Origin of the sequence: Kocuria coralli, assembly GCF_008831305.1 — a bacterium.
GTDB lineage: Bacteria > Actinomycetota > Actinomycetes > Actinomycetales > Micrococcaceae > Kocuria > Kocuria coralli.
Window position 1 is genome coordinate 81,307 of record NZ_ML708620.1, and the last position, 24,838, is coordinate 106,144.

At 69.4% G+C, this 24,838-nt stretch carries 21 protein-coding genes and 1 tRNA gene; 19 read left to right on the top strand and 3 right to left on the bottom strand.

What is annotated here, in order from left to right:
* Positions 1–220: 220 nt before the first annotated feature.
* Genes FCK90_RS10290 through FCK90_RS10300 form a run of 3 tightly spaced genes read left to right on the top strand, consistent with a single transcriptional unit; the run spans position 221 to position 3,048 of the window.
* Positions 221–1,141, top strand: coding sequence for an ABC transporter permease (locus tag FCK90_RS10290; protein WP_158034267.1), 921 nt, complete (start codon positions 221–223; stop codon positions 1,139–1,141).
* A 3-nt stretch (positions 1,142–1,144) separates the two neighbouring features.
* On the top strand, positions 1,145–2,212 hold the full coding sequence (locus FCK90_RS10295; RefSeq protein WP_220433316.1) for a taurine ABC transporter substrate-binding protein: 1,068 nt from the start codon (positions 1,145–1,147) through the stop codon (positions 2,210–2,212).
* Positions 2,209–3,048 (top strand): ABC transporter ATP-binding protein, encoded by an 840-nt coding sequence (locus tag FCK90_RS10300; RefSeq protein WP_158034221.1) that lies wholly within the window; start codon positions 2,209–2,211, stop codon positions 3,046–3,048. The genes FCK90_RS10295 and FCK90_RS10300 overlap by 4 nt, the downstream gene beginning before the upstream one ends.
* A 63-nt stretch (positions 3,049–3,111) precedes the next feature.
* Here the strand turns inward: FCK90_RS10300 and FCK90_RS10305 are convergent, their stop codons facing one another.
* Positions 3,112–3,345, bottom strand: a complete 234-nt coding sequence (locus FCK90_RS10305; protein WP_158034222.1) for an RNA-binding S4 domain-containing protein — start codon at positions 3,343–3,345, stop codon at positions 3,112–3,114.
* Positions 3,346–3,412: 67 nt separating this feature from the next.
* Here FCK90_RS10305 and FCK90_RS10310 point away from each other — a divergent pair, with 67 nt between their 5' ends.
* The 6 genes from FCK90_RS10310 to FCK90_RS10335 all read left to right on the top strand — a co-directional run bounded on the left by FCK90_RS10310 (position 3,413) and on the right by FCK90_RS10335 (position 11,209).
* Positions 3,413–4,489, top strand: a complete 1,077-nt coding sequence (locus tag FCK90_RS10310) for a DMT family transporter (protein WP_158034223.1) — start codon at positions 3,413–3,415, stop codon at positions 4,487–4,489.
* 92 nt (positions 4,490–4,581) lie between these two features.
* On the top strand, positions 4,582–6,996 hold the full coding sequence (locus tag FCK90_RS10315; RefSeq protein WP_158034224.1) for an FtsX-like permease family protein: 2,415 nt from the start codon (positions 4,582–4,584) through the stop codon (positions 6,994–6,996).
* A 5-nt stretch (positions 6,997–7,001) separates the two neighbouring features.
* Entirely contained in the window at positions 7,002–7,781 is a 780-nt protein-coding gene (locus tag FCK90_RS10320; protein WP_158034225.1) for an ABC transporter ATP-binding protein, read from the top strand.
* Positions 7,782–7,827: 46 nt separating this feature from the next.
* Positions 7,828–8,652: a glycosyltransferase gene (locus FCK90_RS10325; RefSeq protein WP_181954281.1), complete on the top strand. Its 825-nt coding sequence runs from the start codon at positions 7,828–7,830 to the stop codon at positions 8,650–8,652.
* 157 nt (positions 8,653–8,809) lie between these two features.
* Positions 8,810–10,192 (top strand): glycine--tRNA ligase, encoded by a 1,383-nt coding sequence (locus FCK90_RS10330; RefSeq protein ID WP_158034227.1) that lies wholly within the window; start codon positions 8,810–8,812, stop codon positions 10,190–10,192.
* A 6-nt stretch (positions 10,193–10,198) separates the two neighbouring features.
* Entirely contained in the window at positions 10,199–11,209 is a 1,011-nt protein-coding gene (locus FCK90_RS10335) for an N-acetyltransferase (protein ID WP_158034228.1), read from the top strand.
* Positions 11,210–11,324: 115 nt separating this feature from the next.
* Here FCK90_RS10335 and FCK90_RS10340 read toward each other — a convergent pair whose 3' ends face one another.
* Positions 11,325–11,813, bottom strand: a complete 489-nt coding sequence (locus tag FCK90_RS10340) for a TM2 domain-containing protein (protein WP_181954282.1) — start codon at positions 11,811–11,813, stop codon at positions 11,325–11,327.
* A gap of 193 nt (positions 11,814–12,006) precedes the next feature.
* Here FCK90_RS10340 and dusB point away from each other — a divergent pair, with 193 nt between their 5' ends.
* The 10 genes from dusB to FCK90_RS10390 all read left to right on the top strand — a co-directional run bounded on the left by dusB (position 12,007) and on the right by FCK90_RS10390 (position 23,110).
* Positions 12,007–13,275: a tRNA dihydrouridine synthase DusB gene (gene dusB / locus FCK90_RS10345; RefSeq protein WP_158034269.1), complete on the top strand. Its 1,269-nt coding sequence runs from the start codon at positions 12,007–12,009 to the stop codon at positions 13,273–13,275.
* A 162-nt stretch (positions 13,276–13,437) separates the two neighbouring features.
* Positions 13,438–14,769 (top strand): deoxyguanosinetriphosphate triphosphohydrolase, encoded by a 1,332-nt coding sequence (locus FCK90_RS10350; protein WP_158034270.1) that lies wholly within the window; start codon positions 13,438–13,440, stop codon positions 14,767–14,769.
* A 186-nt stretch (positions 14,770–14,955) separates the two neighbouring features.
* Entirely contained in the window at positions 14,956–16,299 is a 1,344-nt protein-coding gene (locus tag FCK90_RS10355; RefSeq protein ID WP_158034230.1) for an MFS transporter, read from the top strand.
* Positions 16,300–16,397: 98 nt separating this feature from the next.
* Positions 16,398–18,278, top strand: coding sequence for a DNA primase (dnaG, locus tag FCK90_RS10360; RefSeq protein ID WP_158034231.1), 1,881 nt, complete (start codon positions 16,398–16,400; stop codon positions 18,276–18,278).
* Between the two features lie 70 nt (positions 18,279–18,348).
* A tRNA-Asn gene (locus tag FCK90_RS10365) sits at positions 18,349–18,421 on the top strand.
* A gap of 193 nt (positions 18,422–18,614) precedes the next feature.
* On the top strand, positions 18,615–19,274 hold the full coding sequence (locus FCK90_RS10370) for a GNAT family N-acetyltransferase (RefSeq protein WP_220433318.1): 660 nt from the start codon (positions 18,615–18,617) through the stop codon (positions 19,272–19,274).
* Positions 19,275–19,502: 228 nt separating this feature from the next.
* The gene (locus FCK90_RS10375; RefSeq protein WP_158034233.1) at positions 19,503–20,012 is read left to right on the top strand and encodes a MauE/DoxX family redox-associated membrane protein; all 510 of its coding nucleotides are present in this window, start codon (positions 19,503–19,505) and stop codon (positions 20,010–20,012) included.
* Positions 20,013–20,227: 215 nt separating this feature from the next.
* Positions 20,228–21,256 (top strand): Gfo/Idh/MocA family oxidoreductase, encoded by a 1,029-nt coding sequence (locus FCK90_RS10380; RefSeq protein ID WP_158034234.1) that lies wholly within the window; start codon positions 20,228–20,230, stop codon positions 21,254–21,256.
* Positions 21,253–22,041 carry a TIM barrel protein gene (locus tag FCK90_RS10385; RefSeq protein WP_158034235.1) on the top strand — a complete coding sequence of 263 codons (789 nt, stop codon included), beginning with the start codon at positions 21,253–21,255 and terminating at the stop codon, positions 22,039–22,041. Before FCK90_RS10380 ends, FCK90_RS10385 begins: the two co-directional genes overlap by 4 nt.
* 73 nt (positions 22,042–22,114) lie before the next feature.
* Positions 22,115–23,110 carry a LacI family DNA-binding transcriptional regulator gene (locus FCK90_RS10390; RefSeq protein ID WP_158034271.1) on the top strand — a complete coding sequence of 332 codons (996 nt, stop codon included), beginning with the start codon at positions 22,115–22,117 and terminating at the stop codon, positions 23,108–23,110.
* A 102-nt stretch (positions 23,111–23,212) separates the two neighbouring features.
* Here the strand turns inward: FCK90_RS10390 and FCK90_RS15955 are convergent, their stop codons facing one another.
* Positions 23,213–24,808: a transglycosylase family protein gene (locus tag FCK90_RS15955; RefSeq protein ID WP_425481698.1), complete on the bottom strand. Its 1,596-nt coding sequence runs from the start codon at positions 24,806–24,808 to the stop codon at positions 23,213–23,215.
* Between the last annotated feature and the right edge of the window lie 30 nt (positions 24,809–24,838).

The window sequence follows — 24,838 nt, forward strand, 5'->3', positions numbered from 1 at the left end:
GTCGGTCGTACCGCCTGACGGATATCGCGCCCATGGCCTCCACTGGACCGGGCCGACGCCGAATATTTCGGTGCCCTGAACTCCTACCCGCATATATGTCGCGCCGTGACGGAAGCGCGCACTGTGATCCGCCTCGCCCTAGAGTGGCAGCCCAAAGAGGGCCGGATGGCGACGGCCCGCTTTCAGGCAGGAACCGATACCCATGACCGGGGGAGTGGAAATGGCCGAGAACGTGGCGGAAAGAGCACAGCCCGCGCCCCCAGCCGGCCCCGGCGGGACCTCTGGTTCCGATGCGTCCCGCGACGTGGCGGCCGGGGCGCGAAGCGCCCTCCGCCGCACCCGCCGGTTCCGGTTCGGCCTCCAGGCCGGGGTGCTGGTCGCGGTCCTGCTGCTGTGGTGGCTGATCACCGCAGTGCACCTGGTGCCCGCGTTGTACCTGCCCTCGCCCGGGGCCGTGCTCAACGCCTTCATCCAGGCCAACTCGTGCCGTCCCGTCGCGGAGGGACTGACCCGCACCGTCTGCGGCGAGCAGAACTACTACCTGTGGGAGCACCTGGTGGCCTCCCTGCAGCGGATCGGCGTCGGCGTCGGCGCCGCCGTCGTCGTGGGGCTCGCCGCGGGATTCCTGATGGGCTCCTCCAAGTGGCTGCAGATCGCTTTCGAGCCGTACCTGAACTTCCTGCGCGCCCTGCCCCCGCTGGGCTACATCGGCCTGCTGATCGTGTGGCTGGGCATCGGGGACACCTCCAAGTTCGTGCTGCTCTTCCTCGCCGCGTTCCCTCCGATCGTCATCGCCACCATCCAAGGGGTCGCCGGAGTCTCCGGTGACCGGATCAACGCCGCCCTGGCCCTGGGAGCGTCCCGCGCCCAGACCATCCGCTATGTGGTCCTGCCGTCCTCGCTGCCCAGCATCTTCTCGGGCATCCGCATCGCGGCGGGATTCGCCTGGACCACCGTGGTGGCAGCCGAGCTGAACAATGGCATCCCTGGCATCGGGGCGCTCGCATACCTCTCGGGCACCCAGCTGAACACTCCGCTCACCATCGCCTGCATCATCACGATCGGACTCGTGGCGGTGGCCCTCGACGCACTCATCGTGCGGGCCGGTCATCTGCTGGTCCCCTGGCAAGGAAAGGCCTGACCCATGCCTCTGCCCTGGAAACGCGCTCTCGCCGCCGTGGCGGTCATCGGTGTCACGGCCATGGCCACCGGATGCGTCGAGTCGGGCCGGACGGTCCATCCCGACGCCGTCCAGGCCGTCCCGGAGTGCCCGGTCGAGCCCGACCCCTCGATCGACACCACGGCCCGCATCGCGTGGCAGGCCATCCCTAACGGCGACCTGGTGGTCAAGGACCTCCAGATGCTCGAGACGTGCATGCCCAATGCCGAGATCTCCTGGTCCAAGTTCGACTCCGGCGGGGACGTGGTCCAGGCGTTCGGAGCCGGCTCGGTGGACATCGGACTGGTCGGCTCCAGCCCGGCGGTGCGGGCCGTCTCGCCTCCCCTCGATATCGACCTGCGCATCGTGTGGCTCCAGGACGTCATCGGAGCCGCGGAGTCCCTGATCGTGCGCGATGACTCGATCACCTCGATCGACGGGCTCGAAGGGAAGAAGGTCGCCGTGCCCTTCGGCTCGACCGCGCACTACTCGCTGCTGAGCGCGTTACGCGAGGCGGGGATCGACGACACCGTGGAGCTCATCAACCTCTCCCCGGACAAGATGCTCGCCGCATGGCAGCGCGGTGAGATCGACGCGGCCTGGGTCTGGGATCCCACCCTCTCCGAGCTGCAATCCACCGGTTCGGTGATCCTCACCAGCGCCGACACCGCGCAGAACGGCTACCCGACCTTCGACATGTCCGCGGCCACCACCGGTTTCGTCGACCAGAATCCCGAGTTCATGGCCATGTGGACCACCGTCCAGGACGCCGCGGCCCGCCGGCTCGCCGACGGCGAGGACGCCGCCATCGAGTCCGTATCCGTGCAGCTCGGGCTGGCCCCCGACGTCGTGCGCAAGCAGACCGAAGGGCTGGAGTACCTGGACGCCCGGGAGCAAGCCGCCCCCGACTACTTCGGTGGCGCTCTGGGCGAGGTCCTCGAGGACACCTCGGGTTTCCTCGTGGACGCGGGGGAGACCGACGGCGCCGCGCCCCCGGAGACCTACCTGCAGATGCCCTACCCGGACGCGATCGAGGAGGTGGCGGCACGATGAGCCGTCCCGCAGAACACATCGACGACGCGACGACGGCGCAGCGAGGGCCGGGGAGCACCGCCTCCACGCAGGAGCTGCTCCTCGACGGGGTCAGCCACCACTACGTGGCGGGCTCCGGGAACATCGTGCACGCCGTGGCCGAGGCCACCCTCCGCATCCCCGCCGGGCAGTTCGTGTGCGTGGTGGGCCCTTCCGGCTGCGGGAAGACGACCCTGCTCAAGGTGCTCGCCGGTTTCCTCTCCCCGTCCAGCGGCGAGGCGCGATACGGCGACGACGTCATCAGCGGCCCCTCGTACCAGCGCGGAGTCGTGTTCCAGCAGGCCAACCTCTATCCGTGGCTGAGCATCCGCGGCAATGTCGAGCTGGGCCCCAGATTCCGCGGGGTGCCCCGCAAGGAGCGGGCCGAGAGGGCGGAACGCCTGCTCGAGATGGTCGGTCTGCCCCAGTTCGCGGATGCCAAGCCGTACGAGCTCTCCGGCGGCATGCAGCAGCGGGCGCAGATCGCCAGGGTCCTCGCCAACCAGCCCGAGGTGGTGCTGATGGACGAGCCCTTCGGCGCCCTGGACGCCCTGACCCGGGAACGTCTGCAGGCGGATCTGCTGCGGATCCAGAGGCAGCGGCGCCAGACGGTCTTCTTCATCACCCACAGCGTCGAGGAGGCCGTCTTCCTGGGGGACCGCGTCCTCGTGATGAGCCCGCGCCCCGGACGGATCGTGCTCGACGAACCGGTGGACCTCGCCGCCACGTACGGACCGGAGGTCGGGGTCGAGATGAAGTCCACCCCGGAGTTCATCGAGATCAGAGACCGGGTGGCGGGGGCCATCCAGATCGTCTGAGCACCGTGCGGCCGCCGGGGATCCCCCGGTGAGCCCGCTGCCGGAGCGCCCGGACCAGAACGGTCAGGACTCCGGGCGGATCACGATCGAGATCCCGTTCAGGGTGACCACGTCGCCGTCGTGCAGCTGCCGGCCGCGGCGCTCCTCGATATCGCCGTTGACCTTGACCAGGCCGTCTTCGATCACGGTCCGGGCCTGCGCGCCGTCCTCGACCAGGTTGCCGAGCTTGAGCGCTTGCCCCAGGCGGATCATGTCGTCGCGGATGGGCAGTTCTTCGGCAGCGGTTGAGTCAGCCATGCCCCCATTGTGACCCCGAGCCGGGGCCCCGGCGCCGCCCGGGTCTCCGCGGGTCTAGCCTGGAGTGATGCCCGCCTCACACCACGATCGCCTGCAACCGTCTCCCGCGCAGGCCGGACGAGGGAACGGCCGGCCGACGGTCCTCCGCCGGGCGCCGCTTCCCGCGGCCCGCTTCACCGAGATCGCCGCGCAGGTCACGGCCGTGCTCAGCGGGACGTGCATGGCGGTGCAGTCCCGCATCAACGGCGAGCTCGGCGCCCGGACGGGCGACCCGGCGGCCGCAGCCCTGGTCAGCTTTTCCGTGGGGCTGGTCATCGTTGCGGTCCTCGCACTCGTCCTGCCGGCCGGCCGCCGCGGGACCCGGCGCCTGGTCGCGGGGCTGCGGCAGCGCTCCCTGTCCGCCGTGTTCCTGGCCTCGGGCGTCCTGGGGGCATTCCTGGTCCTGGTCCAGACCTTCACCACCCCGCTGGTGGGGGTGTCCGTGTTCATCCTCGGCGTCGTGCTCGGTCAGGCCGTGGGCGGCCTCGGGGTGGACCGCATCGGCTTCGGCCCGGGCGGGGTCAAACCGCTGACCTCATGGCGGATCGCCGGGACGGCGGTCATCGTGGGCGCGGTGGTGCTGGCCGAATCCCCGCGGTTCGTCCACGAGACGGGGCGTGCGGCGACGGCGGGTGTGGGAGTGTTCGTCGTGATGCTCGCCTTCCAGGTGCTGGCCGGGGCCGGTACGGCGGCGCAGACCGCCATGAACGGCCGGATGGCCCAGCAGGCGCAGACCCCGATCACCTCGACCCTGGTGAACTTCGCCGGGGGCACCGTGGCCCTCGCGGTCACGACCGTCGTCTTCCGGAGCCTCGCCGACGTTCCCGTCTGGCGCCTGCCCGGCGAGTGGTGGCTCTACCTGGGAGGCGTGGCGGGGCTTCTCTTCGTGGCCGCCGGGGCGGTCCTGGTGCGGATCATCGGCGTGCTGCGCACGAGTCTCTCCCTGACCGCGGGCATGCTCACGGGAGCCCTGGTCCTCGATCTGGTCGTGCCGACCGACGGCACGGTGGTCGCACCGCTCACGGTGGCGGGGACCGCGCTGACCTTCGCGGGGCTCGTGATCGTCACCCTGCCCTGGCGCTGGAGCACGACGACGGCCGGCTGACCTCGCGCTCCCGGAGGCCCGCCGAGCCGGGCGGTCGCAGCCATAAACCGCAACGTGATCATTTTCCGGTGCATATAAGTCACCATGAGGCCATGGAACTGCGCTACGGCCTGAACGACCTCAAGCGGAACAAGGCCGTCAACATCGCCCTGGCCACGGTGCTGCTGCTGAGCGCGTTCCTCATGGCCACCGGGGCGATGGTCATCGAACGCGCCGTGAGCTCCGTGGACCAGCTCCTGTCGCAGGCCAGGCCGCCGCACTTCCTGCAGATGCACGCGGGCGACTACGACGTGGCAGCGCTGGAGCGGTTCGCGGCCGCCCAGCCGGACGTCGAGGCCTGGCAGGTGCACGAGATGGTGGGCTTCGCCGGTGCGGAGATCTCGTGGCAGCGCCCGGGCACGGATCAGGGCGGGGACCTCTCCGCCAGCCTGATCGACAACCTGTTCGTCACCCAGAACCGCGACTTCGACCTCCTGCTCGCGGAGGACGGCACCGCAGCGTCACCGGAGACCGGCGAGGTGGACGTCCCCGTGGCCTATCAGCGGCAGTTCGGTCTGGAGGAGGGCGACCAGCTCACCGTCCGCACGGACGACGGCGCACGTACCCTGACCGTCCGCGGGTTCGTACGGGACTCCCAGATGGCCTCGTCCATGTCCTCGGCCACCCGCTTCGTGGTCTCCGACCAGGACTTCGCCCGGCTGACCGCCGGCGGGGGCGGCGATCCCGAGGTCATCGTCGAGTACCGGCTCACCGACGAGTCCATGGCGGCCGGCTTCCAGCGCGCCTATGAAGCGGAGGAGGCCCTGCCCAAGAACGGCCAGGCGGTCACCTACACCATGATCCGCGTCATCAACACCTTCAGCCACGGCCTGGTCGCGGTGGCGCTGGCCATGGTCAGCGGGGTGCTGATCCTGATCGCCCTCCTGAACCTGCGGTTCGTGATCCGCGGGGCCATCGAGGACGACGTCCGCCAGATCGGCGCGATGAAGGCGATGGGCATCGCGAGCAAGGACATCGCCGGGCTCTATCTCGGCAAGTACAGGGTGATGGCACTGGCCGCATGCCTGGCCGGTGGTGCCGTCGCGGTCGGCGCCACGGCCGTCCTGACCCGCGGACTGGCGGCGGACTTCGCCCGCGCGGAGATCACCCCGCTCACCGTGATCGCGCCCGTGGCCGCCCTGGCGGCCGTCTACCTCGTGGTGATGACGACCATCCGGGGCATCCTGCGCAGGATCAACCGCATCGACGTGGTCACCGCGCTGGTCCACGGCAGTACCCTGACTGCCCGACAGGCCGCTCGCCGGGCCCGCCGCCAGCGCCGGGCAGCGCACCGGACCGACCTCGCGAACTTCCGCCGCGGGAGCCTCAACACCAGACTCACCTGGCTGGGTCTCAGGGCCGAGGGCAGACAGTGGAGCCTGATCCCCCTGGTGTTCTTCCTGAGCACCATCGTGATCACGGTGCCCACGAACATGCTCAGCACCTTCGAGAGCCCACGGTTCGTGACCTACATGGGAGCCCCGGAAGCCGATCTGCGGGCTGACCTGCAATTCGGCGACGACCTCGACCAGTCCCGCACGGAGCTCCTCTCCGCCATGCGGGAGGATCCTCGCCTGACCGATGTGCGGAGCTACGCCAACGTCGTCTACGAGACCCCCGGGGAAGACGCCCGTGGCGACGCCGGCTGGGACTCGCTGCGCGTGGAGGTCGGGGACTACTCGGGCGGCACCGTCGAGTTCTCCAAGGGCGGTGCGCCGGAAGAGGGCCAGATCGCGCTGTCTGCCCTGAACGCCGGCGCACTCGGCGTCGGACCGGGGGACTCCATCCGGGTCCGGCAGGGGACAGAGGACGCGGCGGCCACGGAGGTCGAGGTCAGCGGGATCTACCAGGACGTCACGAGCGGCGGGTACACGGCCAAGATGCAGGGAAACATCGAATCGGGGGCGAACAGCTACGTCGTCTACGGCAGCACCGGCGCCGATGCTGGCGACGCCGCCGCCGTGGCGGCCGAGTACAACGCCCGGTACGACGGCGTGGAGATGAAACCCATGCGGGACTACGTGCAGCAGACTCTGGCCTACGTGACGGACGCCTTCCGCACGGCCGCGATCGTGGCCCTGGTCTTCGGCGTGGGGCTGGCCGCCTTGATCACCGTGCTGTTCCTGCAGCTGCGGTTGTCCCGGGACCGGCAGAAGATGGGAATCCTGTTCGCCCTGGGGTTCTCCCTCCGCGAGGTCGGGACGCAGGTGCTGCTCAAGACGGTCCTGGCCGTGGGCCTGGGCACGCTGGCGGGCGTCGCCGTCGCCAACGCGGCCGGAGAGGCCGGCGTGGGAGCGGTCCTGTCCCTGAGCGGCATGGGGCTCACCGAGCTGACCTTCCTGACCAACCCCGCGGTCGTCTACGTGCTCTATCCCCTCGGGATGGTGGCCGCAGGCTGTGCGGGCGCCGCCGTGCTGCTCGCCGGACTGCGGCGCCAAGACAAGAGCACCTGGCTGAAAGAAGCGTGAAACCAGTGACAACGCCAACCTCCCGAGCCGTCCTGAGCGCTCGCGGAATCCGCAAGACCTTCCATGCCACGGAACCCCCGGCGCAGGTCCTCGACGGCATCGACCTGACGATCGGGCACGGCGAGTTCGTGGCGGTCATGGGCGCATCGGGGTCGGGGAAGTCGACGCTGCTCTACACGATCAGCGGGATGGACCGCCCCACCGCAGGACAGGTCTCGGTCGACGGCCATGAGCTGGCCGGGCTCGACGACACCCGCATGAGCGCACTGCGGCTGACCACCATGGGCTTCGTGTTCCAGCATCCCTACTTCCTGGCGAACCTGGACATCCACGACAACGTGCTGCTGCCCGCCCTGAAGGCGGCGAAGACCCGGGAGCAGAAGGAGGAGGCCAAGGCCCGCGCCGCCCGGTTGCTGGAGCGGTTCGAGATCGGGCACATCGGCTCCCACGGCATCACCGAGGTCTCCGGGGGCCAGCTCCAGCGCGCCTCCCTGTGCCGGGCGCTGACCACCGAGCCGGTCATCCTCTTCGCCGACGAGCCCACGGGCGCCCTGAACTCCTCGATGACGGCCGAGGTGATGGACGCCCTGACCCAGGCCCACCGCGGCGGCACGACCCTGGTGATGGTGACCCACGACCCCGCCTGCGCCGCCCGGGCGGATCGGGTGCTCTACCTGAAGGACGGCAGCATCGTGGATGAGTGGAAGGCCGGGCCGTGGGAGGCGGACACGACAGGGGATCGCGAGGCGGAACTCCTCTCATGGCTGCGTGACCTGGGCTTCTAGCGAATCTGTCCCCAATTCGGGTGACATGTTTGTTAGGCTCCCGCCTGTGATTGCATCCCAGCAGGACAAGACCCCTGCACCGCTGGTCAGCCTGATCGTCCCGCGTTCCGAGGTCGGTGAACGGCTGGAGCAGACCGTCGACGAGCTGGGGGCGCAGACCTATCCCGCCACGGAGATCGTCATGGTCGACGACGACGCGCGCCAGCCCCTGCCGGCCCAGGTCCTCGACCGGTACGCGGCCTCGGGGATCGCGGTGATCCACGAGGAGGGGCGAGGGCTGGCCGCCGCGCTCAACGCGGGGATCCGGCGTTGCACGGGGGAGCTCTTCATGCCGATCGCCGGCGACGTGCTCGAGCCGCCCTACGTGGCCCGGGCGGTCATCCGGATGCTCGCGGATCCGCAGGCGGGTGTCGTCTACGGCGGGTCCGACACGGAGGGCTCGCCCGCCGAACCGGGCTTCTCCCTCAAACAGCAGTTGCTGCAGAACTCCGTGTGCCTCTCGGCGCTCTTCCGTACGGACCACTGGCGGAGGGTGGGCGGGTTCGACGAGAGGATGCGCGACGAGGCGGCCGGCCACGACTACATCATGCGGCTGCTCGACATCGGACGCTCGGTGTACCGGCTCGAGGGCTCCTATCTGCACCACCGCACCGGCCGCCCGGCGGTCGAGGGCCGGGCGGGAATCGCCGACCGGATCCCGGGGACCCGAGAGCAACGGCGGGACTGGGTCTCCGACCACGCGCGGATCATGCGCAACAACGCGGACTTCTACGTCGATCACGCGGACCTCCTCTGGGAGCAGATCTTCGACCTGATGGACGAACGGGACGAGCTGCGCCATCGCGTGGCAGCACTCGGGCGGAGTCGCTGACCGTCGTCGTCGTTGGTTACCCTTGAGCGGATGCCGGTTCGGCACCCTGAATTGTCAGATTTCACATCGCCGGCGGCGCCCTCCAGGGCGCGCCGGAGTCCGCAACCCACGCCAGGCCGCAGCCAGCGGTCGCGGCAGAAATCGGAGCGAGCAACCCATGGCCCCTAAGTCCACGCTGGATAACGTCATCTCGCTGTGCAAGCGACGCGGCTTCGTATTCCAGGCGGGTGAGATCTACGGCGGTTCGCGGTCGGCGTGGGACTACGGGCCCCTGGGGGCGGAGCTCAAGGAGAACATCAAGCGCGAGTGGTGGCAGTCGTTCGTGCGCGGACGCGAGGACATGGTCGGACTCGACTCCTCGATCATCCTGCCCACGGCCGTCTGGGAGGCCTCGGGGCACGTCGCGACCTTCACCGACCCCCTGGTCGAGTCCCTGCATACGCACAAGCGGTACCGCGCAGATCACCTGCTAGAGGCCTATGAGGCCAAGCACGGGCACCCGCCGGTCAACGGCCTCGCGGACGTCCGCGATCCGGAGACGGGGCAGCCCGGCGACTGGACCGAACCCCAGCAGTTCTCGGGGCTGATGAAGACCTTCCTGGGCCCGGTCGACGACGAGAAGGGCAAGCACTACCTGCGCCCCGAGACCGCCCAGGGCATCTTCGTGAACTTCCTGAACGTGCTCACCGCGGCACGCAAGAAGCCGCCGTTCGGCATCGGCCAGGTCGGCAAGGCGTTCCGCAACGAGATCACCCCGGGCAACTTCATCTTCCGCACCCGTGAGTTCGAGCAGATGGAGATCGAGTACTTCGTCCATCCCGGTGATGCGCAGCGCTGGTTCGACGACTGGGTCGAGGCCTGCTGGGCCTGGTTCGTGGACCTCGGTATCGACCCCGACAACATGCGCCGTTTCGACGTCCCCGACGGCGAGCGCGCCCACTACTCGGACGCCACGATCGACATCGAGTACAAGTTCGGCTTCCAGGGCTCCGAGTGGGGCGAGCTGATGGGCATCGCCAACCGCACGGACTTCGACCTGAGCAACCACACCGAGAACTCGGGCACCAAGATGCAGTACTTCGACCAGGGCACCGAGGAGCGCTACACGCCGTACGTGATCGAGCCCTCCTTCGGCCTGACCCGCTCGATGATGGCCTTCCTGGTGGACGCCTACGTCGAGGACGAGGCGCCCAACACCAAGGGCGGTGTGGACACCCGCACCGTGCTCAAGCTCGATCCGCGCCTGGCGCCGGTCAAGGCCGCGGTGCTGCCGCTGTCGAAGAAGGACGACCTCAAGCCCGTCGCCCAGGACCTGGCCGCGCAGCTGCGGCGCCGCTGGAACATCGACTACGACGACGCCGGAGCCATCGGCCGTCGCTACCGCCGCCAGGACGAGATCGGCACCCCGTTCTGCGTGACCGTGGACTTCGACTCGCTCGAGGACCAGGCGGTGACCATCCGCTCCCGCGACGAGATGACCCAGGAGCGCGTCTCCCTGGACAAGGTCACGGGCTACCTGGCCGAGAAGCTGGGCTGCTGATCCGCCATGGCTGTTGACTACCGTTCGTGGAACGAGGGCGACGACCTCCGCCTCCTGGAGGTCCTGCCCGCTCCCGAGGCCGACCCGGTGATCGCGCTGCGCGCCCTCATGGGGCCGGACACCGAGGAGCCCGCGTGGTCGCGGACCGTGGTGGCCGCCGATGCCGGCGCTGCGGGTTCCGCCTCCGCCTCCGACGACGGCGTGGTGGTCGGTGCCGGCGCGGTGCAGCTCAACCCGCTGCACCCGACCCGGTTGTGGGCCTTCGCCGAGGTGGCGACGGCCAACCGGGGCGAAGGTGTGGCCCGCGAGCTGGCCGCCCGGCTGCGGTCGGTCGCCGCCCAGGCCCACCCCGGGATGCCGTTGCGCACCAAGGTCGGGCCGGGCAGCACGGGGGAGAAGTTCGCCGAGGCCCAGGGAATGCTGCCGGTGATGACCCACCGGCATGTCATCGTGGCTCCCGGCGCACTGCCTCCGCAGCCCATCGGCGAGGGCGACTCGGCCACGGAGGCCATCGAGGACCTCGCCACCGGGTCGGTGGAGCTGACCCGCGCGGTGGGGGAGTTCTACCGGGCGGTCAACGCCTGGGACCCGCCCGCGGAGCTCACGATCGGGCAGGTCAACAAGCAGTTCCTGTCGGAGACCTCGCAGGCCTACGGTGCGATCGTGCTGCGCCGCGGCGTGGACCGCGGGGCCGGGGTGCGCGGCACCATCGGCGCCTTCGCGATCAGCTACCGCTCCCTGGAGCTGGACGCCGAGCGCGCCGAGGCGGACGCGGATCACCTGGCCGAGCTGGACGACCTGCCCACCGACGTGCTGATCGGCTGGGACCCGTCGCTCCCCGACGAGGAGGCAGCGATCGCCGTCGCCAAGCTCATGGGGCTGCTGGTGGCCCGGTATCCGATCCGGGTGGAGGTCACCGATGCCATGCGCCCGCTCGCCGTCGTCTGCGCCCAGCTGGTCTCCGAGGGCGTGGCCAAGGTGGTCGACGAGGCGATCACCTACGCCGACCCGTCCTGAGCCGCCTTTCCGGCGGGTTATCCCGCCGAGATGCGAGTTGAGCCGCCCATCGGCCTTGATGGGCGGCTCAACTCGCTTCTCAGCGAAGAGATGTCCGGAGGAACCGGGTCGCAGCTCAGAAGGACCAGGCGTCGATTCCCTGCTCGGCAGCGATCTGCTGCCGGATCCGGTCGTTCTTGGACTCGATCCGCCGGGTCATGGTGACGCCGTCGTAGATCCACCATGCCGCCAGGATGAGGAAGCACAGGAGCAGCAAGCCCATGCCGATCAGGATGCCGGCCGGCATCCCCATCGCGTTGTCGGTGCCGGCCGTGGACATGGCTCCCACGATGAAGCTGATGACCATGCCGACGAACCCCAGGACGATCAGTCCGAGCTTGGCCAGGCCGCGGCCGATGTCACCGAAGTAGAAGTCGTGCACGGGCAGGCCGATCAGGAACGGCCCGCCGATCCACAGCAGCCAGGCCGTGGTGTCGTTCTTGCGGCGGGCGGAGTATCTCCAGGCGGCCTGAAGCGCCGCCGGGTTCTGCGGCGCGACGCCGTACGGCTGGGGGCCCGCGGGATTCTGCGGGTAGGGGCCGGACCCCTGGGGAGCGTAGGACACTGTGGCCTCCGTGGATCTGTGAGCGCGACCAGCGCTGTGTGCACTTGCGAATATTCTATGTCATCGCACAAGGAGAGGGCGCACCGGTGACAGGCCGTACCGGCTCCCGGCGATTGGGTGGGGGACAAGAGGGAAGCGGTAAAGCTCACGTCCCGCGGGGACGCGGATATGGGAAAATGATCTGATGACCACCATGCACTTGCCGGTGACCTCTCCGGAGGCAGCCGTATCGCCTTCCGGAGAACGCCCGACCCCGACGACGACGCCGCTCGGAGCGGGAACGGTCGAGACCGTGGCGGCGGACGAGGCCGTGGTGCTGGATCTGCCTCCCCTCCGGCTGGGCAACCTCACGATCGATGTCCCGGTGGTCCTCGCGCCCATGGCGGGGGTGACCAACAAGGCCTTCCGCAGGCTGTGCCGGGAGCACGGCGGAGGGCTCTACGTGACGGAGATGGTCACGGCCCGCGCGCTGGTCGAGCGCCGGGAGAAGTCCCTGCAGATCGTGCACCACGATGCCGATGAGACCCCGCGCTCCGTCCAGATCTACGGCGTGGATGCGGTCAACGTGGGCAAGGCCGTGCGGATGGTGGTCGAGGAGGCCATCGCCGATCACATCGACCTGAACTTCGGCTGCCCCGTTCCCAAGGTGACCAAACGCGGCGGCGGATCGGCCCTGCCCTGGAAGACCGACCTGTTCCAGGCGATCGTCTCCACCGCCGTGCGGGAGGCCGACCGGGGCGACGTGCCGGTGACGATCAAGACCCGCATGGGCATCGACGACGATCACCTGACCTATCTGGAGGCCGGCCGCATCGCCCGGGACGCCGGCGTCGCCGCGATGACCCTGCACGGCAGGACGCTGGAGCAGCACTACTCGGGCACCGCCGACTGGTCCGCGATCGCCCGGCTGCGCGAGGAGCTGCCGGACATGGCGATCCTGGGCAACGGGGACATCTGGTCCGCGGAGGACGCCGTGCGCATGGTCGAGCAGACCGGGGTGGACGGCGTGGTGATCGGCCGCGGATGCCAGGGGCGGCCGTGGCTGTTCGGCGATCTGCAAGCGGCCTTCGACGGCCGCCGGGACCGGGCCCGACCCGGCCTGCGGGCCGTGGCGGCCACCATCTACCGGCATGCCCAGCTGCTGGCCGAGCAGAACAACGACGAGGCTCAGGGACTGCGCGAGATCCGCAAGCACGTGGCCTGGTACTTCAAGGGCTACCCCGTGGGCGGGGAGATGCGCGCCAGCCTGGCCGCCGTCGAGACCCTGGACCAGCTGGAGGAACTGCTCAGCCGGCTCGACCTGGATCAGCCGTACCCCGGTGCCGCGGTCGAAGGGCCGCGCGGTCGCGCCGGCAACCCCAAGAAGGCCGCCCTTCCCGACCGCTGGCTCGAGGACCGTCTCATCCACGACGATCAGCGCCTCGGCCTGGTCGACGCCGAACTCGACGTCTCCGGCGGCTGAGATCCTTCCGGTCGGGCGGTCTTCCGGCTGAGGTCCGTGCGGTCCGGCCGGTGCGGGCTCACCGCCGCCCGACGTCCGGCCGGGCACAATGGAGGGGTGTCCGATCCCGTCATGCCCATCACCGAACCCACCCCGGAACTGCCGATCGAGGGCATCGCCGACATGCTCGCGGAGGTCGACCGCACCCGGACTCCCGCTGAGGGATACGCCGCGCGGGACATCGAGCGGTGGGTGACGGAGAACCACCACAACAAGTACCGATCGCACTTCGAACGGGACCGTGCGCGAATCCTGCATTCCTCCGCCCTGCGCAGGCTGGCGGCCAAGACGCAGGTGGTGGCGCCGTCGTCGGACGATTTCGTGCGCAACCGCCTGACCCATTCGCTGGAGGTGGCCCAGATCGGCCGCGAGGTGGGGCGGCTGCTGGGTTGCGATCCGGACGTCGTCGATGCCGCGTGCCTGTCGCACGACCTGGGGCACCCGCCGTTCGGGCACAACGGCGAGCAGGAGCTCAACGAGCAGGCCGCGGAGATCGGCGGGTTCGAGGGCAATGCCCAGACGCTGCGGCTGCTGGTGCGGCTGGAGCCGAAGGTCATCGCCGGAGACGGCGAGGCGGAGGAATCGGCGGGGCTGAACCTGACCCGGGCCACCTTGGACGCGACCTGCAAGTATCCCTGGCAGGTCCACGAGGCCCCCATCCGCCCCGACGGGAGCCGTTCGCATAAGTTCGGGGTCTACCAGGACGACCTGCCGGTCTTCGAGTGGATGCGCGAGGGAGCTCCGGAGCGCACCAAGTGCCTGGAAGCCCAGGTCATGGACCTGGCCGATGACATCTCCTACTCGGTGCACGACGTCGAGGACGCCGTGGCCGCCGGCATGCTGCGGCTCAACCGGCTCTCCGACCCCAGGCAGCGCGAGCGCGTCTTCGAGAACACCCGTGACTGGTACCTGCCCGGGGTGGAGGACTCCGTGCTCGACGCCGCCCTCTCCCGGCTGGAGTCCGCCCCCGAGTGGGTGCGGGAGATGAGCGGCTCCCGGCGGGATCTGGCCCGGCTCAAGGACATGACCTCCCAACTGATCGGCCGGTTCGCGATGTCCGCGGTGGCGGCCACCCGGACGGTCACGGGTCAGGGGGCGCTCACCCGGTACGCAGCCTCGATGGTGGTCCCGGGCGAGACCGTGGACGAGATCGCCGTGCTGAAGGGCATCGCCGTGACCTACATGATGAACGTGCGCGATGCCATGCCCATCCACGAGAACCAGCGGGAGATCCTGCGGCTGCTGACGGAGTCCCTGATGGACTCGGACGGCCGTTTCCTGGCCCCTGCCTTCGCCACGGACTGGCACCACGTCGGGGACGGGCCGGGCGCCGAGGGACGGCGGCTGCGGATCGTGATCGATCAGATCGCCTCGCTCACCGACACCTCCGCCTTGCGGCTGCACGATCGCATCATGGGCGCCACGTGGAGGGTGGGGGACAAGCCGCTCTGGTGAGGCCGGGGAGCTGACTGAGGGGATCCACCTGGGAACACCCGGCTGAGACGCGGGACACACCGGGAGGAAACCCGCCCGATCCGCGGATGCCGTCGCCCGGGGGGCATACGGTGTGCAACGTACCTCGTGGATCCCCGGATCCTGCGTGAGGCCGCGCCACCGATCCCGACTGCTTCAAGGGTGCCCATGTCTTCCCCTGCCTCCGACTCCTCCGCATCCCAGCGCACAGGCAGCCTGATCCTGCGCCACCGCGCATGGGTCGCGCCCCTGTGCTGGGTCGCCGTCCTCCTGGACGGGTTCGACGCCGTCGTCCTGGGCGCGGTGATGCCCTCCATGATCGACGATCCCGACTTCGGGCTCACGGCGGCCTCCGGCACCGTGGTGGCCACGGTCGGGCTGGTCGGCATGATGATCGGCGCCCTGGCCATGGGCTGGGCCACCGACCGTTTCGGGCGGCGCAAGCTGCTCATGGGCGCCGTGCTGCTGTTCTCCGCCTTCACCCTGGGCATGGCGTTCGTGGACTCGATCTTCCTGTTCGGCCTCCTGCGGTTCCTGGCCGGCCTGGGCCTGGGCGGCTGCCTGCCCACCGGCATCTCGATGGTCACCGAGTTCGCGGGGAAGAACCGCACCGGAAAGTCCACGACGCTCATGATGACCGGCTATCACGTGGGTGCGGTGGCGACGGCGGCGCTGGCGATCGTGGTGGTGCAGAACATCAACTGGCACGCCATGTTCATCATCGGCGCGCTGCCGGCCGTGGTGCTGGTGCCGCTCATGTACGTCTTCCTGCCCGAGTCGCCCGACTATTTGCTCTCCAAGGGCAGGGTGAGCGAGGCACGGGCCGTCGCCGAGCATTACGGCCTGGACTTCTCCGATCAGGAGCACCGGGAGAAGGCCCTGGCCGACGCCGCTCCCGACGGCGAGCAGGCCGCCCGCAAGGGGGCCGGCCTGGTGCTGCAAGGGCAGTTCCGGCGCAACACGATCTTCGTGTGGATCGCCTCCTTCATGGGCCTGTTGCTGGTCTACGGGCTGAACACCTGGCTGCCGCAGATCATGCGGGCCGCGGACTACGATCTCGGCAACGCCCTGGGCTTCCTGCTCATCCTCAACATCGGCGCCGTGGTGGGCCTGCTGATCGCCGGGCGGACCGCCGACCGGATCACCCCGCGCAATGCGGGCATCATCTGGTTCATCGGCGCCGGCGTGCTCCTGGCGGCCCTGGCCGTCCAGCTGCCGCTGGTGGGGATCTACGCGATGATCTTCGTCACGGGCTGCTTCGTGTTCTCCGCCCAGGTGCTGGTCTACGCCTTCTGCGCGGCCAACTACCTCGCCAACGTCCGTGCCACCGCGCTGGGTATGTCCGCCGGCGTAGGACGGCTGGGCGCGATCTCCGGGCCCAGCCTGGGTGGTGCCATGCTCGCTGCGGGGATCGCCTACCCCTGGGGCTTCTTCGGCTTCGCCGCCGCTGCGCTGCTGGGCGGCGCGGCCCTGGCCGGCACCAAGACGCTGCGTGACGGGGAGACCGGCTGACCATCCGATGTGCTTCCTACCCGGCCCGCCCGTCGATCACGATGGGCGGGCCGGTCCCGTCGTGAGCGCCGTCGGAGAAGCGCACTAGACTGTTCGCCGTGGCTGGGCTGATTCGACGTGAGGATATCGACGAGGTGCGATCGCGCACCGATATCCGCGAGATCGTCGAGGGCTACGTGACCCTCAAACCCGCCGGAATCGGCTCCTACAAGGGGCTATGCCCCTTCCACGACGAACGGACCCCGTCCTTCCACGTCCGCCCCCAGTACGGGACCTACCACTGCTTCGGCTGCGACGAGTCCGGCGACGTCATCGCCTTCATCATGTCCCTGGAGCACACCACGTTCACCGAGACCGTGGAGCGCCTGGCGGCCCGGATCGGCTACGAGCTGCACTACGAGCAGGGCTCGGGCCCCGACCGGGAGCAGGTGGGCCGCCGTCAGCGGCTGCTGGACGCTCACAAGGTGGCCGCCGAGTTCTTCCAGGCGCAGCTGCGGACCAAGGGCGCCGCCACGGCCCAGCAGTATCTGGGCGAACGCGGCTTCACCCCTCAGGACGCCCAGGAGTACGGCGTCGGCTACGCGCCGCAGGGATGGGACCACCTGCTCAAGCACTTGCGCTCGCGCGGCTACAACGACGACGAGCTCGAGGCCACCGGCATGTTCTCCGCCGGCAACCGCGGGATGTACGACCGCTTCCGGGGTCGTCTCATCTTCCCGATTCGTGGTATCGGCGGAGAGGTCATCGGATTCGGGGCCCGCAAGCTCTACGACGAGGACCAGGGGCCCAAGTACCTCAATACCCCGGAGACGCAGCTCTACAAGAAGTCGCAGGTGCTCTACGGGATCGACAAGGCCAAGCGCCAGATCGCCAAACGCCGCCAGGTGGTGGTGGTCGAGGGCTACACGGACGTGATGTCGATGCACCTGGCGGGTGTGCCGACCGCCGTCGCCACCTGCGGCACGGCGTTCGGGGCGGAGCACATCAAGATCGTGCGCCGGTTCCTCTCCGACGACGGCAGCGGCGGAGAGGTGGTCTTCACCTTCGACGGCGACGCCGCGGGGCAGAAGGCAGCGCTGCGGGCCTTCGACGAGGACCAGAAGTTCATGGCGCAGACTTTCGTGGCCGTGGAGCCCAACGGCATGGATCCCTGCGAGCTGCGCCTGGCCCGGGGCGACGCCGCGGTGCGTTCGCTGCTGGAGGCCAAGCGGCCGCTGTTCGAGTTCGCCATCAGGGCGACCATGAAGAACTACGATCTGGCGACCCTGGAGGGCAGGGTGCGGGCGATGCGGGCCACCGCCCCGATCGTCGCCCAGATCAGGGACACCACCCTGCGCCCGGCTTACGCGCGTCAACTGGCGGGCTGGCTGGGGCTGGAGGTGCCGGACGTCGTCAATGCGGTGGAGATCGCCGCCCGCGCCCCCAGGAACGAACGGCAACGGATCACCTATGAGCCCGCGGCGCAGGAGCCGGAGGACAGGACGCCGCGGGTATCGCTGCCGGACCCGCGCGATCCGATGCTGCGCACCGAGCGCGAGGCCCTGGAGGTCGTGGTGCAGGTGCCGCACCTGCTGGGGGAGGCCGAGTGGGAGCGGTTCACCGCGGTGGAGTGCGCCCATCCGGTGCATACGGCGGTGCACGACGCCGTCGTGGCCGTGTATTCCGGGGCCGGCGGCGAGGCCATCCACCAGGGGCGCGCCTGGGTGGAGGCGCTCAGCGCTGCGGTGCCCGAGCAATTGCGGGGGTACGTGGCCGGATTGTCCATGCGGGCTCTGCCGGCCTCCAACGACAACCAGCTGCAGCGCTACGCATCGGGCGTCATCGCCCACCTGTTCGACCGGCAGATCCACCGCCGCCAGGCCGACCTCCGCGCCGAACTCGAGCGCACCCACTCCCGCGAGCAGCCGGAGCAGTACCAGGCGCTGAGCCGTCAGCTCCTGGAGCTGGAGATGCAGCGGCGGAAGCTGCAGGCCCAGTAGGCCCCTACGAATTGTGCGCTGGGCATGCGGCGGGTATGATCTTCTCTCGTTGCATGCATGGCGTGCGCATTCCCCCGTAGCTCAATTGGCAGAGCATTCGACTGTTAATCGAAGGGTTACTGGTTCGAGTCCAGTCGGGGGAGCAGACAGAAGAAGGCCCACACGGCAGACCGCCGGGTGGGCCCTTTTTCGTAGTGTGCGTCGCCCCGATCGGACCGCTACCCATTACCGTGGGTACCCCAGTGGCCGACGGGCCGAAGTCGTGAGCCGCGGTGAAGGCGGGTGCCTGCTCGTCGTCGGGTTGCCGATATGCGCGTCGAATCCAGGAGGATCCCCGTGTCTGAGACGATCGTCCGCTCTTTCGAACCCTCGGACCGGCAGCGGCTGAACGACCTGTTCGCCCGGGCGGGCGCCGGTTCTCCCAGTGGTGAGCTGTGGGGGCATGCCGAGTCGGAGCGGGCGATCTACTTGGACCCCTACGTCGAGCTCGAGCCGGAGTCGCTGTTCCTCGCGGAGAGGAAGGGAGAGCTGGTCGGCTACCTCACCGGCTGCCTCGACAGCTCGAGGCTGCCCAGCGAAGACGAACGTTTCACCCGCGCCGTGACCGAGCATCGGCTGATGCTCAAGCCCCGGGTGATGGGCTTCTTTCTGCGCTCGCTGACGGACATGCTCGCAGCGAGGCTTCGCCGGGAGCAGACGGCCGCCGGCGATTTCTCCGATGAACGCTGGCCGGCGCACCTGCACATCAACGTCATCCCGGAGGCGCGGGGGACGGGGGCTGCAGACGCCCTGATGCACCGCTGGCTCGATCGTCTCGCCGAGGCCGGGTCCCCGGGCTGCCACCTTCAGACGCTGGTGGAGAACACCCGTGCCACCCGGTTCTTCGAACGTATGGGTTTTACGGCCCACGGTCCCACGCCGTTGGTTCCGGGGATCAGGTATGAGGGCCGGCGCCTACACCAGCTCACGATGGTGCGTCCTGCATCGGCTGACTAAGCTGCCGGTCCGCCTTTGACGAGCCTCGTGGTGGGAGTTGCGGGGCAGTAACAATCCTCGCTGACAGGTGCCTAACCACGGCATTCACTGGACTCGGAATACCAGCTTGGTATCGTCCGATATGTCCGAAGATTTCCCGATGACGAGATCGAAACCCCCGGACACCGCCTCGATGGAGACGACGGAGACGGGGCAACGCCTTCCAGGGGAAGGCTTGAGGAGAGGGACATGACCACCCTCGTAGCACTGGCCGTCATGCGTATTCTTGCGGGAATACTCCTTGCATTGCACGCCTATCGGACGCAGCGAAAGCCGTATGAATCCCAAGTCCGTGACATCAGGAATCTCGCGTTCGCCGGACCGCGGACATCCGAAACGGTGGCGGTGCTTCTCCCGCCCGTCGAGCTGTTCCTGGCAGGGTGCCTGATTCTGGGAGTCGGGCTTCCTGCGGCGAACTCGGCAGCTGCGGTTCTGTTCATCGGGTTCGCGGTGGTCGTGTATTCAGCCATGCGTCGACAAGCCCGTACCGATTCCGGGCGGCTCGGAGGTCTGCCGGTACTGATCGGCGGACTCGTGATGGCCGTCGTCCTTGCCCTCGGTGCCGTAGCCGGCCCTCAGCAACTCGTCATGGTCCAGTTCCAGGCCGAAGTGCTCATCGTCCTCGGCGTGGTGACGTTGCTCAATATCGCCTGGCAGATCTCCTCCCGCCAATCGGCCACCCGAAACGCGATGTCCTAGAGCGACTGATTCTTCCGCCGTTGCAGTGCGCGGCCCCCTCGGTCCTCCGCCTTCACGAGTTCCTCGACAGCCTGGGAGACGGCCCTGAAAAGTCGACCCGGGCATGTTGTCGCTCATACTAATACGTACTAGTCTCACTTGAGACAGTTTTGTCAGGACAAAAGTCGTCACCGTTCTCGATGGACGGTCCGCGGCTTCACAGTAAGGAGACCCCCTTGTCCGACTCCCGCACCTTGAACGTCGGCCTGATCGGCGCCGGCAGGATCGGTTCCAGCCATGCGGATCTGATCGTCCGCGCCATCCCCAATGCCAGGCTCGCCGCCATAGCCGACCCCGTACCGGGCGCGGCCGAACGACTGGCCGGGACGCTCGGAGTGGAGCAGACATACACCGATATCGGGCAGATGCTGGCCGACCCGCAGATCGACGCGGTGGTGATCACCGCCCCGGCCCGCTTCCACACGGCCCTGGTGGAGCAGGCGGCCGAGGCGGGCAAGGCGATCTTCTGCGAGAAGCCCGCCGGGATGTCCCTTGCGGAGATCGAGCGGGTGGGCCGTGCCGTTCAGGCGCATGAGGTGCTGTTCCGGATCGGTTTCAACCGCCGTTTCGCCGACGGGTTCCCGCAGATGCGGGCGGCCATCGACGCCGGGCGGATCGGCACCCCGCAGCTGCTGCGCTCGCTCACCCGTGACCCCGGGCTGGCCGATCCGTCGGCGGTGGCGCCCTGGACGATCTTCTTCGAGACCTTGATCCACGACTTCGACACCCTCAACTTCCTCAACCCCGGGGCGCGGGCGACCCAGGTCTACGCCGTGGCAGACGCACTGGTGGCTCCGGACTACAAGGACGCCGGACTGCTGGACACCGCCGTGGTCACGATCCGCTACGACAACGGGGCGATCGCCACCGCCGAGGCGAACTTCTCGGCCGCCTACGGTTACGACACCCGCGGCGAGGTCTTCGGATCGGCGGGTATGGCCACCGCCGGGGACCTGGCCGCCTCCAGCATGCGCTACTACGGGGCCGACGGCATCGCCACCGAGACGGTGCGCGCCGACACTCAGTCGATGCGCTCCGCCTATACCGGGGAGCTGCAGGCGTTCGTCGACACCGCCCTGGGCACGCCCGTGGCCGGGCCGGGCGCCGACGCCGCCCGCGATGCCCTGAGGATCGCCGTGGCCTGCGTCGAGTCCCACCGCACGGGCCTTCCGGTCGCCCTGGATGCCGAGGAGACGAACGGATGAGCGGCTTCACCCTGGCGGCCAACGCGGAGATGCTCTTCGGTGAACTGCCGTTCGAGCAGCGGGTGCGGCACCTGCACGAGTCGGGTTTCGAGGTCGAGATCTGGGGCTGGACCACCAAGGATCTTCCGGCACTGGCCGCCACGGGCGCGCGCATCGGTTCGATGACGGGGTATGTCTCCGGCAGCCTCGTGGACCCGGACGGCGCCGATCAGCTGCTGCGGACCGCGGAGGAGTCGCTGGCGGCGGCCGAGGTCATCGACTGCCCCAGGCTCAACGTCCACGGCACGGGGCTGGATCCCCAAGGCCTGCCGGTCGTACCGCACACGGTGGTCACCGGAAGCGACTGGCTGGCCGCCGCGCGAACTCTCGAGCGGCTCGCAAACCTGGGGGAGCGCCACGGGAGGATCTTCACGCTGGAGAACCTCAACACGGCGGTCGACCACCCCGGCGTGCCGTTCGCCCGCGCCGAGGACACCCTGGCCCTGGTGGCCGCGGTGGACAGTCCCCACCTCCGGCTGAACCTCGACCTGTACCACGCGCAGATCGGCGAGGGGAACCTGGTGGAGCTGTGCGGCCGCGCGCTTCCTTATATAGGGGAGATCCAGGTGGCCGATGTACCGGGACGCTGCGAACCGGGCACGGGGGAGATCCACTACCCGCGCGTCGCCGCGGCCCTCACCGAGCTCGGGTTCGACGGGGTGGTCGCCATGGAGGCCTTCGCGGCGGGTGACCCCGAGGATGCGCTGACGCGCTTCCGCGAGGCCTTCACCGTGGCAGCCCCGTGACCGGCCCGGGCTCGTGACCTCCCGTTCCGCCCCCTCCGGTGATCCTGACCGGACCGTGCGGCGTCGTGTCACCATGCGCGACGTCGCCCGGGCGGCAGGCGTGTCCCAGCCCCTGGTCTCGATCGTCTTCCGCAATGCCCCGGGCGCCAGCGAGGAGACCCGGGCGCATGTCCTGGCCGTTGCCGAGCAGCTCGGGTATCGCCGCGATGAACGGGCACGGCTGCTACGGCAGCAGCGCTCCCGCCTCCTGGGCATCACGTTCGAGCCCATGCAGCCCTTCCACGGGGAGATCATCGAGGGGATCCAGCTCGCCGCCGGCGAGCACGGCTACAACGTGACCCTCTCGGCCGTGACCGCCCAGCGCTCCGAGGAGGCGGCCCTCGATGCGCTGCTGCGTGATCGTTGCGAGGCCGTGCTCCTCCTGGGCTCCTCCCTCCCGGAGGAGCGGCTGGAGTCCGTGGGCAAGAACCTGCCGGTCGTCTCCGTCACCCGGGCGTCAGCGGCGGGGGCCTTCGACAGCGTGGCCATCGACGACTACCGGGGAGTGGCGCTGGCCGTGGAGCACCTCACGGGGCTCGGCCACCGGCGGATCGCCTACGTCCACGTCGATCGCGAGGCCGGGGGAGCCCGGCGCCTGACCGGCTTCCGGGAGTCGATGGCGGCGGCCGGTCTCGCCGATCAGATGCTGGTGGTCAAGGGAGGAGCGTCGGAGGCCGGGGGTGCCACGGCGGTCGAGAGCATCCTCGCGCGCTCGCCGGCTCCCACGGCTGTCATCGCCTTCAACGATCGCTGCGCCATCGGCGTCATCGGCCAGGCCAGGAGCCTGGGGCACCCGGTGCCGGAGAAGCTGTCCGTGGTGGGCTTCGACGACTCCGAGCAGGCGTCCCTTCCCTACATCGACCTGACGAGCCTGGCCCAGGATCCTCGGCAGCTGGCCCGCGCCGCCGTCGGGCTGGCGCTGCGCCGCTTGAACGCGGGTCAGGCGGAGATCTCTAGGGCGGGGGAACACGTCGTGCTTCCCACCCACCTGGTCGCCCGCTCCAGCACGGCGCCCCTTCCGGCGCCGTGAAGGGCCGCGGTCCGCACATGCAGCGCATGCGCGGACCGCGGTGCCGCCGCGACGGGTCATCGCCGCGGCGCCGTCGGCAGGGCCTTCAGGAAACGGCCGTCACTACAGGTAGGTGTAGTAGCCGTCCACGGGCATCGCGTCCACGGCGTGGACCATCGTGCCCTGCTCCGGGTTGAGAGCCGAGATCATGAGGCCGTCACCCAGGTAGATCCCCACATGGGAGCCGTTGTTCTGCGAGACCAGATCACCGGGCTGCGGGGTGGAGGTGGCCTGTGCCGCTGCGAACTGGTCCCAGGTGACGCGGGGGATCTGCATGCCGTGCTGGGCGTAGACCCACTGCGTGAAGCCGGAGCAGTCCCAGCTCTTGAACTCGGTGCCGCCCCAGACGTAGTCGCCGCCCAGGCCCTTCATGGCGGTGGCCACGATGGCGTCGCCCGAGGCCGTCGAGCCGCCGTCCACCACGGACTGCACCTCGACGGCGGTCCCGCCGCCCGGTGCCTGCTGCGCCTGGGCCTGAGCCTCGGGCGAGGTCTGGATGACACCGCCCGCTTCGGGGGCCGGAGCGGGAGCATCCGCGGCCGGGGCGGTCTCCGTCTCGCCCACCGTGGTGACGTCGGAGGCGACGGCGCCGTTGTTGTGCAGGATGCCGGCGCCGACCGCCGATCGCAGGACCGAGGTCGACTCGGCGCGCGTGATGCCGTCGCCGACGCCCAGGTTGCCGTCGAAGTCGGGCAGCACCTGCACGGCGTTGAGCCAGTCCAGGTGGGGATACCCGGGCAGCCCGGCGGAGACGTCGGTGTAGCGGGACTGCGCGGGCGCCTCATGGGCCGGGGAGCCCGCTGCGCGATGGAGCACGGTACCCAGGGCAGTGGCGTCGGCCGCCTCGTTGGGCCGGAACGTGCCGTCGGGCCAGCCCTCGACCAGGCCTTGCTGGGTGGCCCAGGCGATGGCATCGACCTGCGGGTGATCCACGGTCACATCCGAATAGGTGCTCGTGGCGACCGAGGGATCGACGGCGGGCTCGCCGGCCATCCGGTAGAGCATCAGCATGAACCAGGCGCGGTCGAGGCTCTCGTCCGGACGGAACGAACCGTCGTGATGGCCGATGATCACGCCGTTGGAGGAGGCCCAGTCGATGTCCGGCTTGGCGTAGTGGCCCTCGCTGACGTCCGGGAACTCGAGGGCCCCGCTGGAGATGTCCACACCGAGAGTGGTGAGACCGGGGTAGGCGGGGGACGGTCCCGAGGACTGCGCCGGGGCGGTCTGCTCCTGCGGCTCCGCCCCAGGGGCGGGCTCCGTCGACTGCGTCCTGACGGAACTCTGCGAGGCGCCCGCACCCATGGGGTCGGCAACGGGCTGCGCGGCGCCGTCGAGTCCCAGGGCGGCGGAGCATGCGGGCCATGCGCCCCAGCCCTGACCGGCCAGGACGTTCTCGGCGACGGCGATCTGCTGCTCGCGGGTGGCGTCCTGCGGCATACCCGTGCCGCCGAACGCCTCCCACGTGGAGAGGGTGAACTGCAGGCCGCCGTAGAAACCGTTGCCGGTATCGATGGACCAGTCGCCGCTGGACTCGCACTGCGCGAGCGCGTCCCAGTCGGTCTGCGGGGCGGCATGAGCGGGGGTCGATCCGAGGGCGGCCAGAGTGCTGCCGCCCAGTGCCACGGTGACGGCAGCACTGAGAAAACGGGGGTTCTTCATCCGTGATTGCTTCCTGATTGGGGGGTCAAC

Bases quoted from the DNA above. Each gene is read 5' to 3' on its own strand.
- FCK90_RS15955 (WP_425481698.1), bottom strand. From the start codon at position 24,808: ATGAAGAACCCCCGTTTTCTCAGTGCTGCCGTCACCGTGGCACTGGGC.
- FCK90_RS10355 (WP_158034230.1), top strand. From the start codon at position 14,956: ATGTCTTCCCCTGCCTCCGACTCCTCCGCATCCCAGCGCACAGGCAGC.
- FCK90_RS10300 (WP_158034221.1), top strand. From the start codon at position 2,209: ATGAGCCGTCCCGCAGAACACATCGACGACGCGACGACGGCGCAGCGA.
- FCK90_RS10375 (WP_158034233.1), top strand. From the start codon at position 19,503: ATGACCACCCTCGTAGCACTGGCCGTCATGCGTATTCTTGCGGGAATA.
- FCK90_RS10295 (WP_220433316.1), top strand. From the start codon at position 1,145: ATGCCTCTGCCCTGGAAACGCGCTCTCGCCGCCGTGGCGGTCATCGGT.
- FCK90_RS10315 (WP_158034224.1), top strand. From the start codon at position 4,582: ATGGAACTGCGCTACGGCCTGAACGACCTCAAGCGGAACAAGGCCGTC.
- FCK90_RS10310 (WP_158034223.1), top strand. From the start codon at position 3,413: ATGCCCGCCTCACACCACGATCGCCTGCAACCGTCTCCCGCGCAGGCC.
- FCK90_RS10335 (WP_158034228.1), top strand. From the start codon at position 10,199: ATGGCTGTTGACTACCGTTCGTGGAACGAGGGCGACGACCTCCGCCTC.
- FCK90_RS10385 (WP_158034235.1), top strand. From the start codon at position 21,253: ATGAGCGGCTTCACCCTGGCGGCCAACGCGGAGATGCTCTTCGGTGAA.
- FCK90_RS10290 (WP_158034267.1), top strand. From the start codon at position 221: ATGGCCGAGAACGTGGCGGAAAGAGCACAGCCCGCGCCCCCAGCCGGC.
- FCK90_RS10350 (WP_158034270.1), top strand. From the start codon at position 13,438: ATGCTCGCGGAGGTCGACCGCACCCGGACTCCCGCTGAGGGATACGCC.
- FCK90_RS10390 (WP_158034271.1), top strand. From the start codon at position 22,115: ATGCGCGACGTCGCCCGGGCGGCAGGCGTGTCCCAGCCCCTGGTCTCG.
- FCK90_RS10305 (WP_158034222.1), bottom strand. From the start codon at position 3,345: ATGGCTGACTCAACCGCTGCCGAAGAACTGCCCATCCGCGACGACATG.
- dusB (WP_158034269.1), top strand. From the start codon at position 12,007: ATGCACTTGCCGGTGACCTCTCCGGAGGCAGCCGTATCGCCTTCCGGA.
- FCK90_RS10330 (WP_158034227.1), top strand. From the start codon at position 8,810: ATGGCCCCTAAGTCCACGCTGGATAACGTCATCTCGCTGTGCAAGCGA.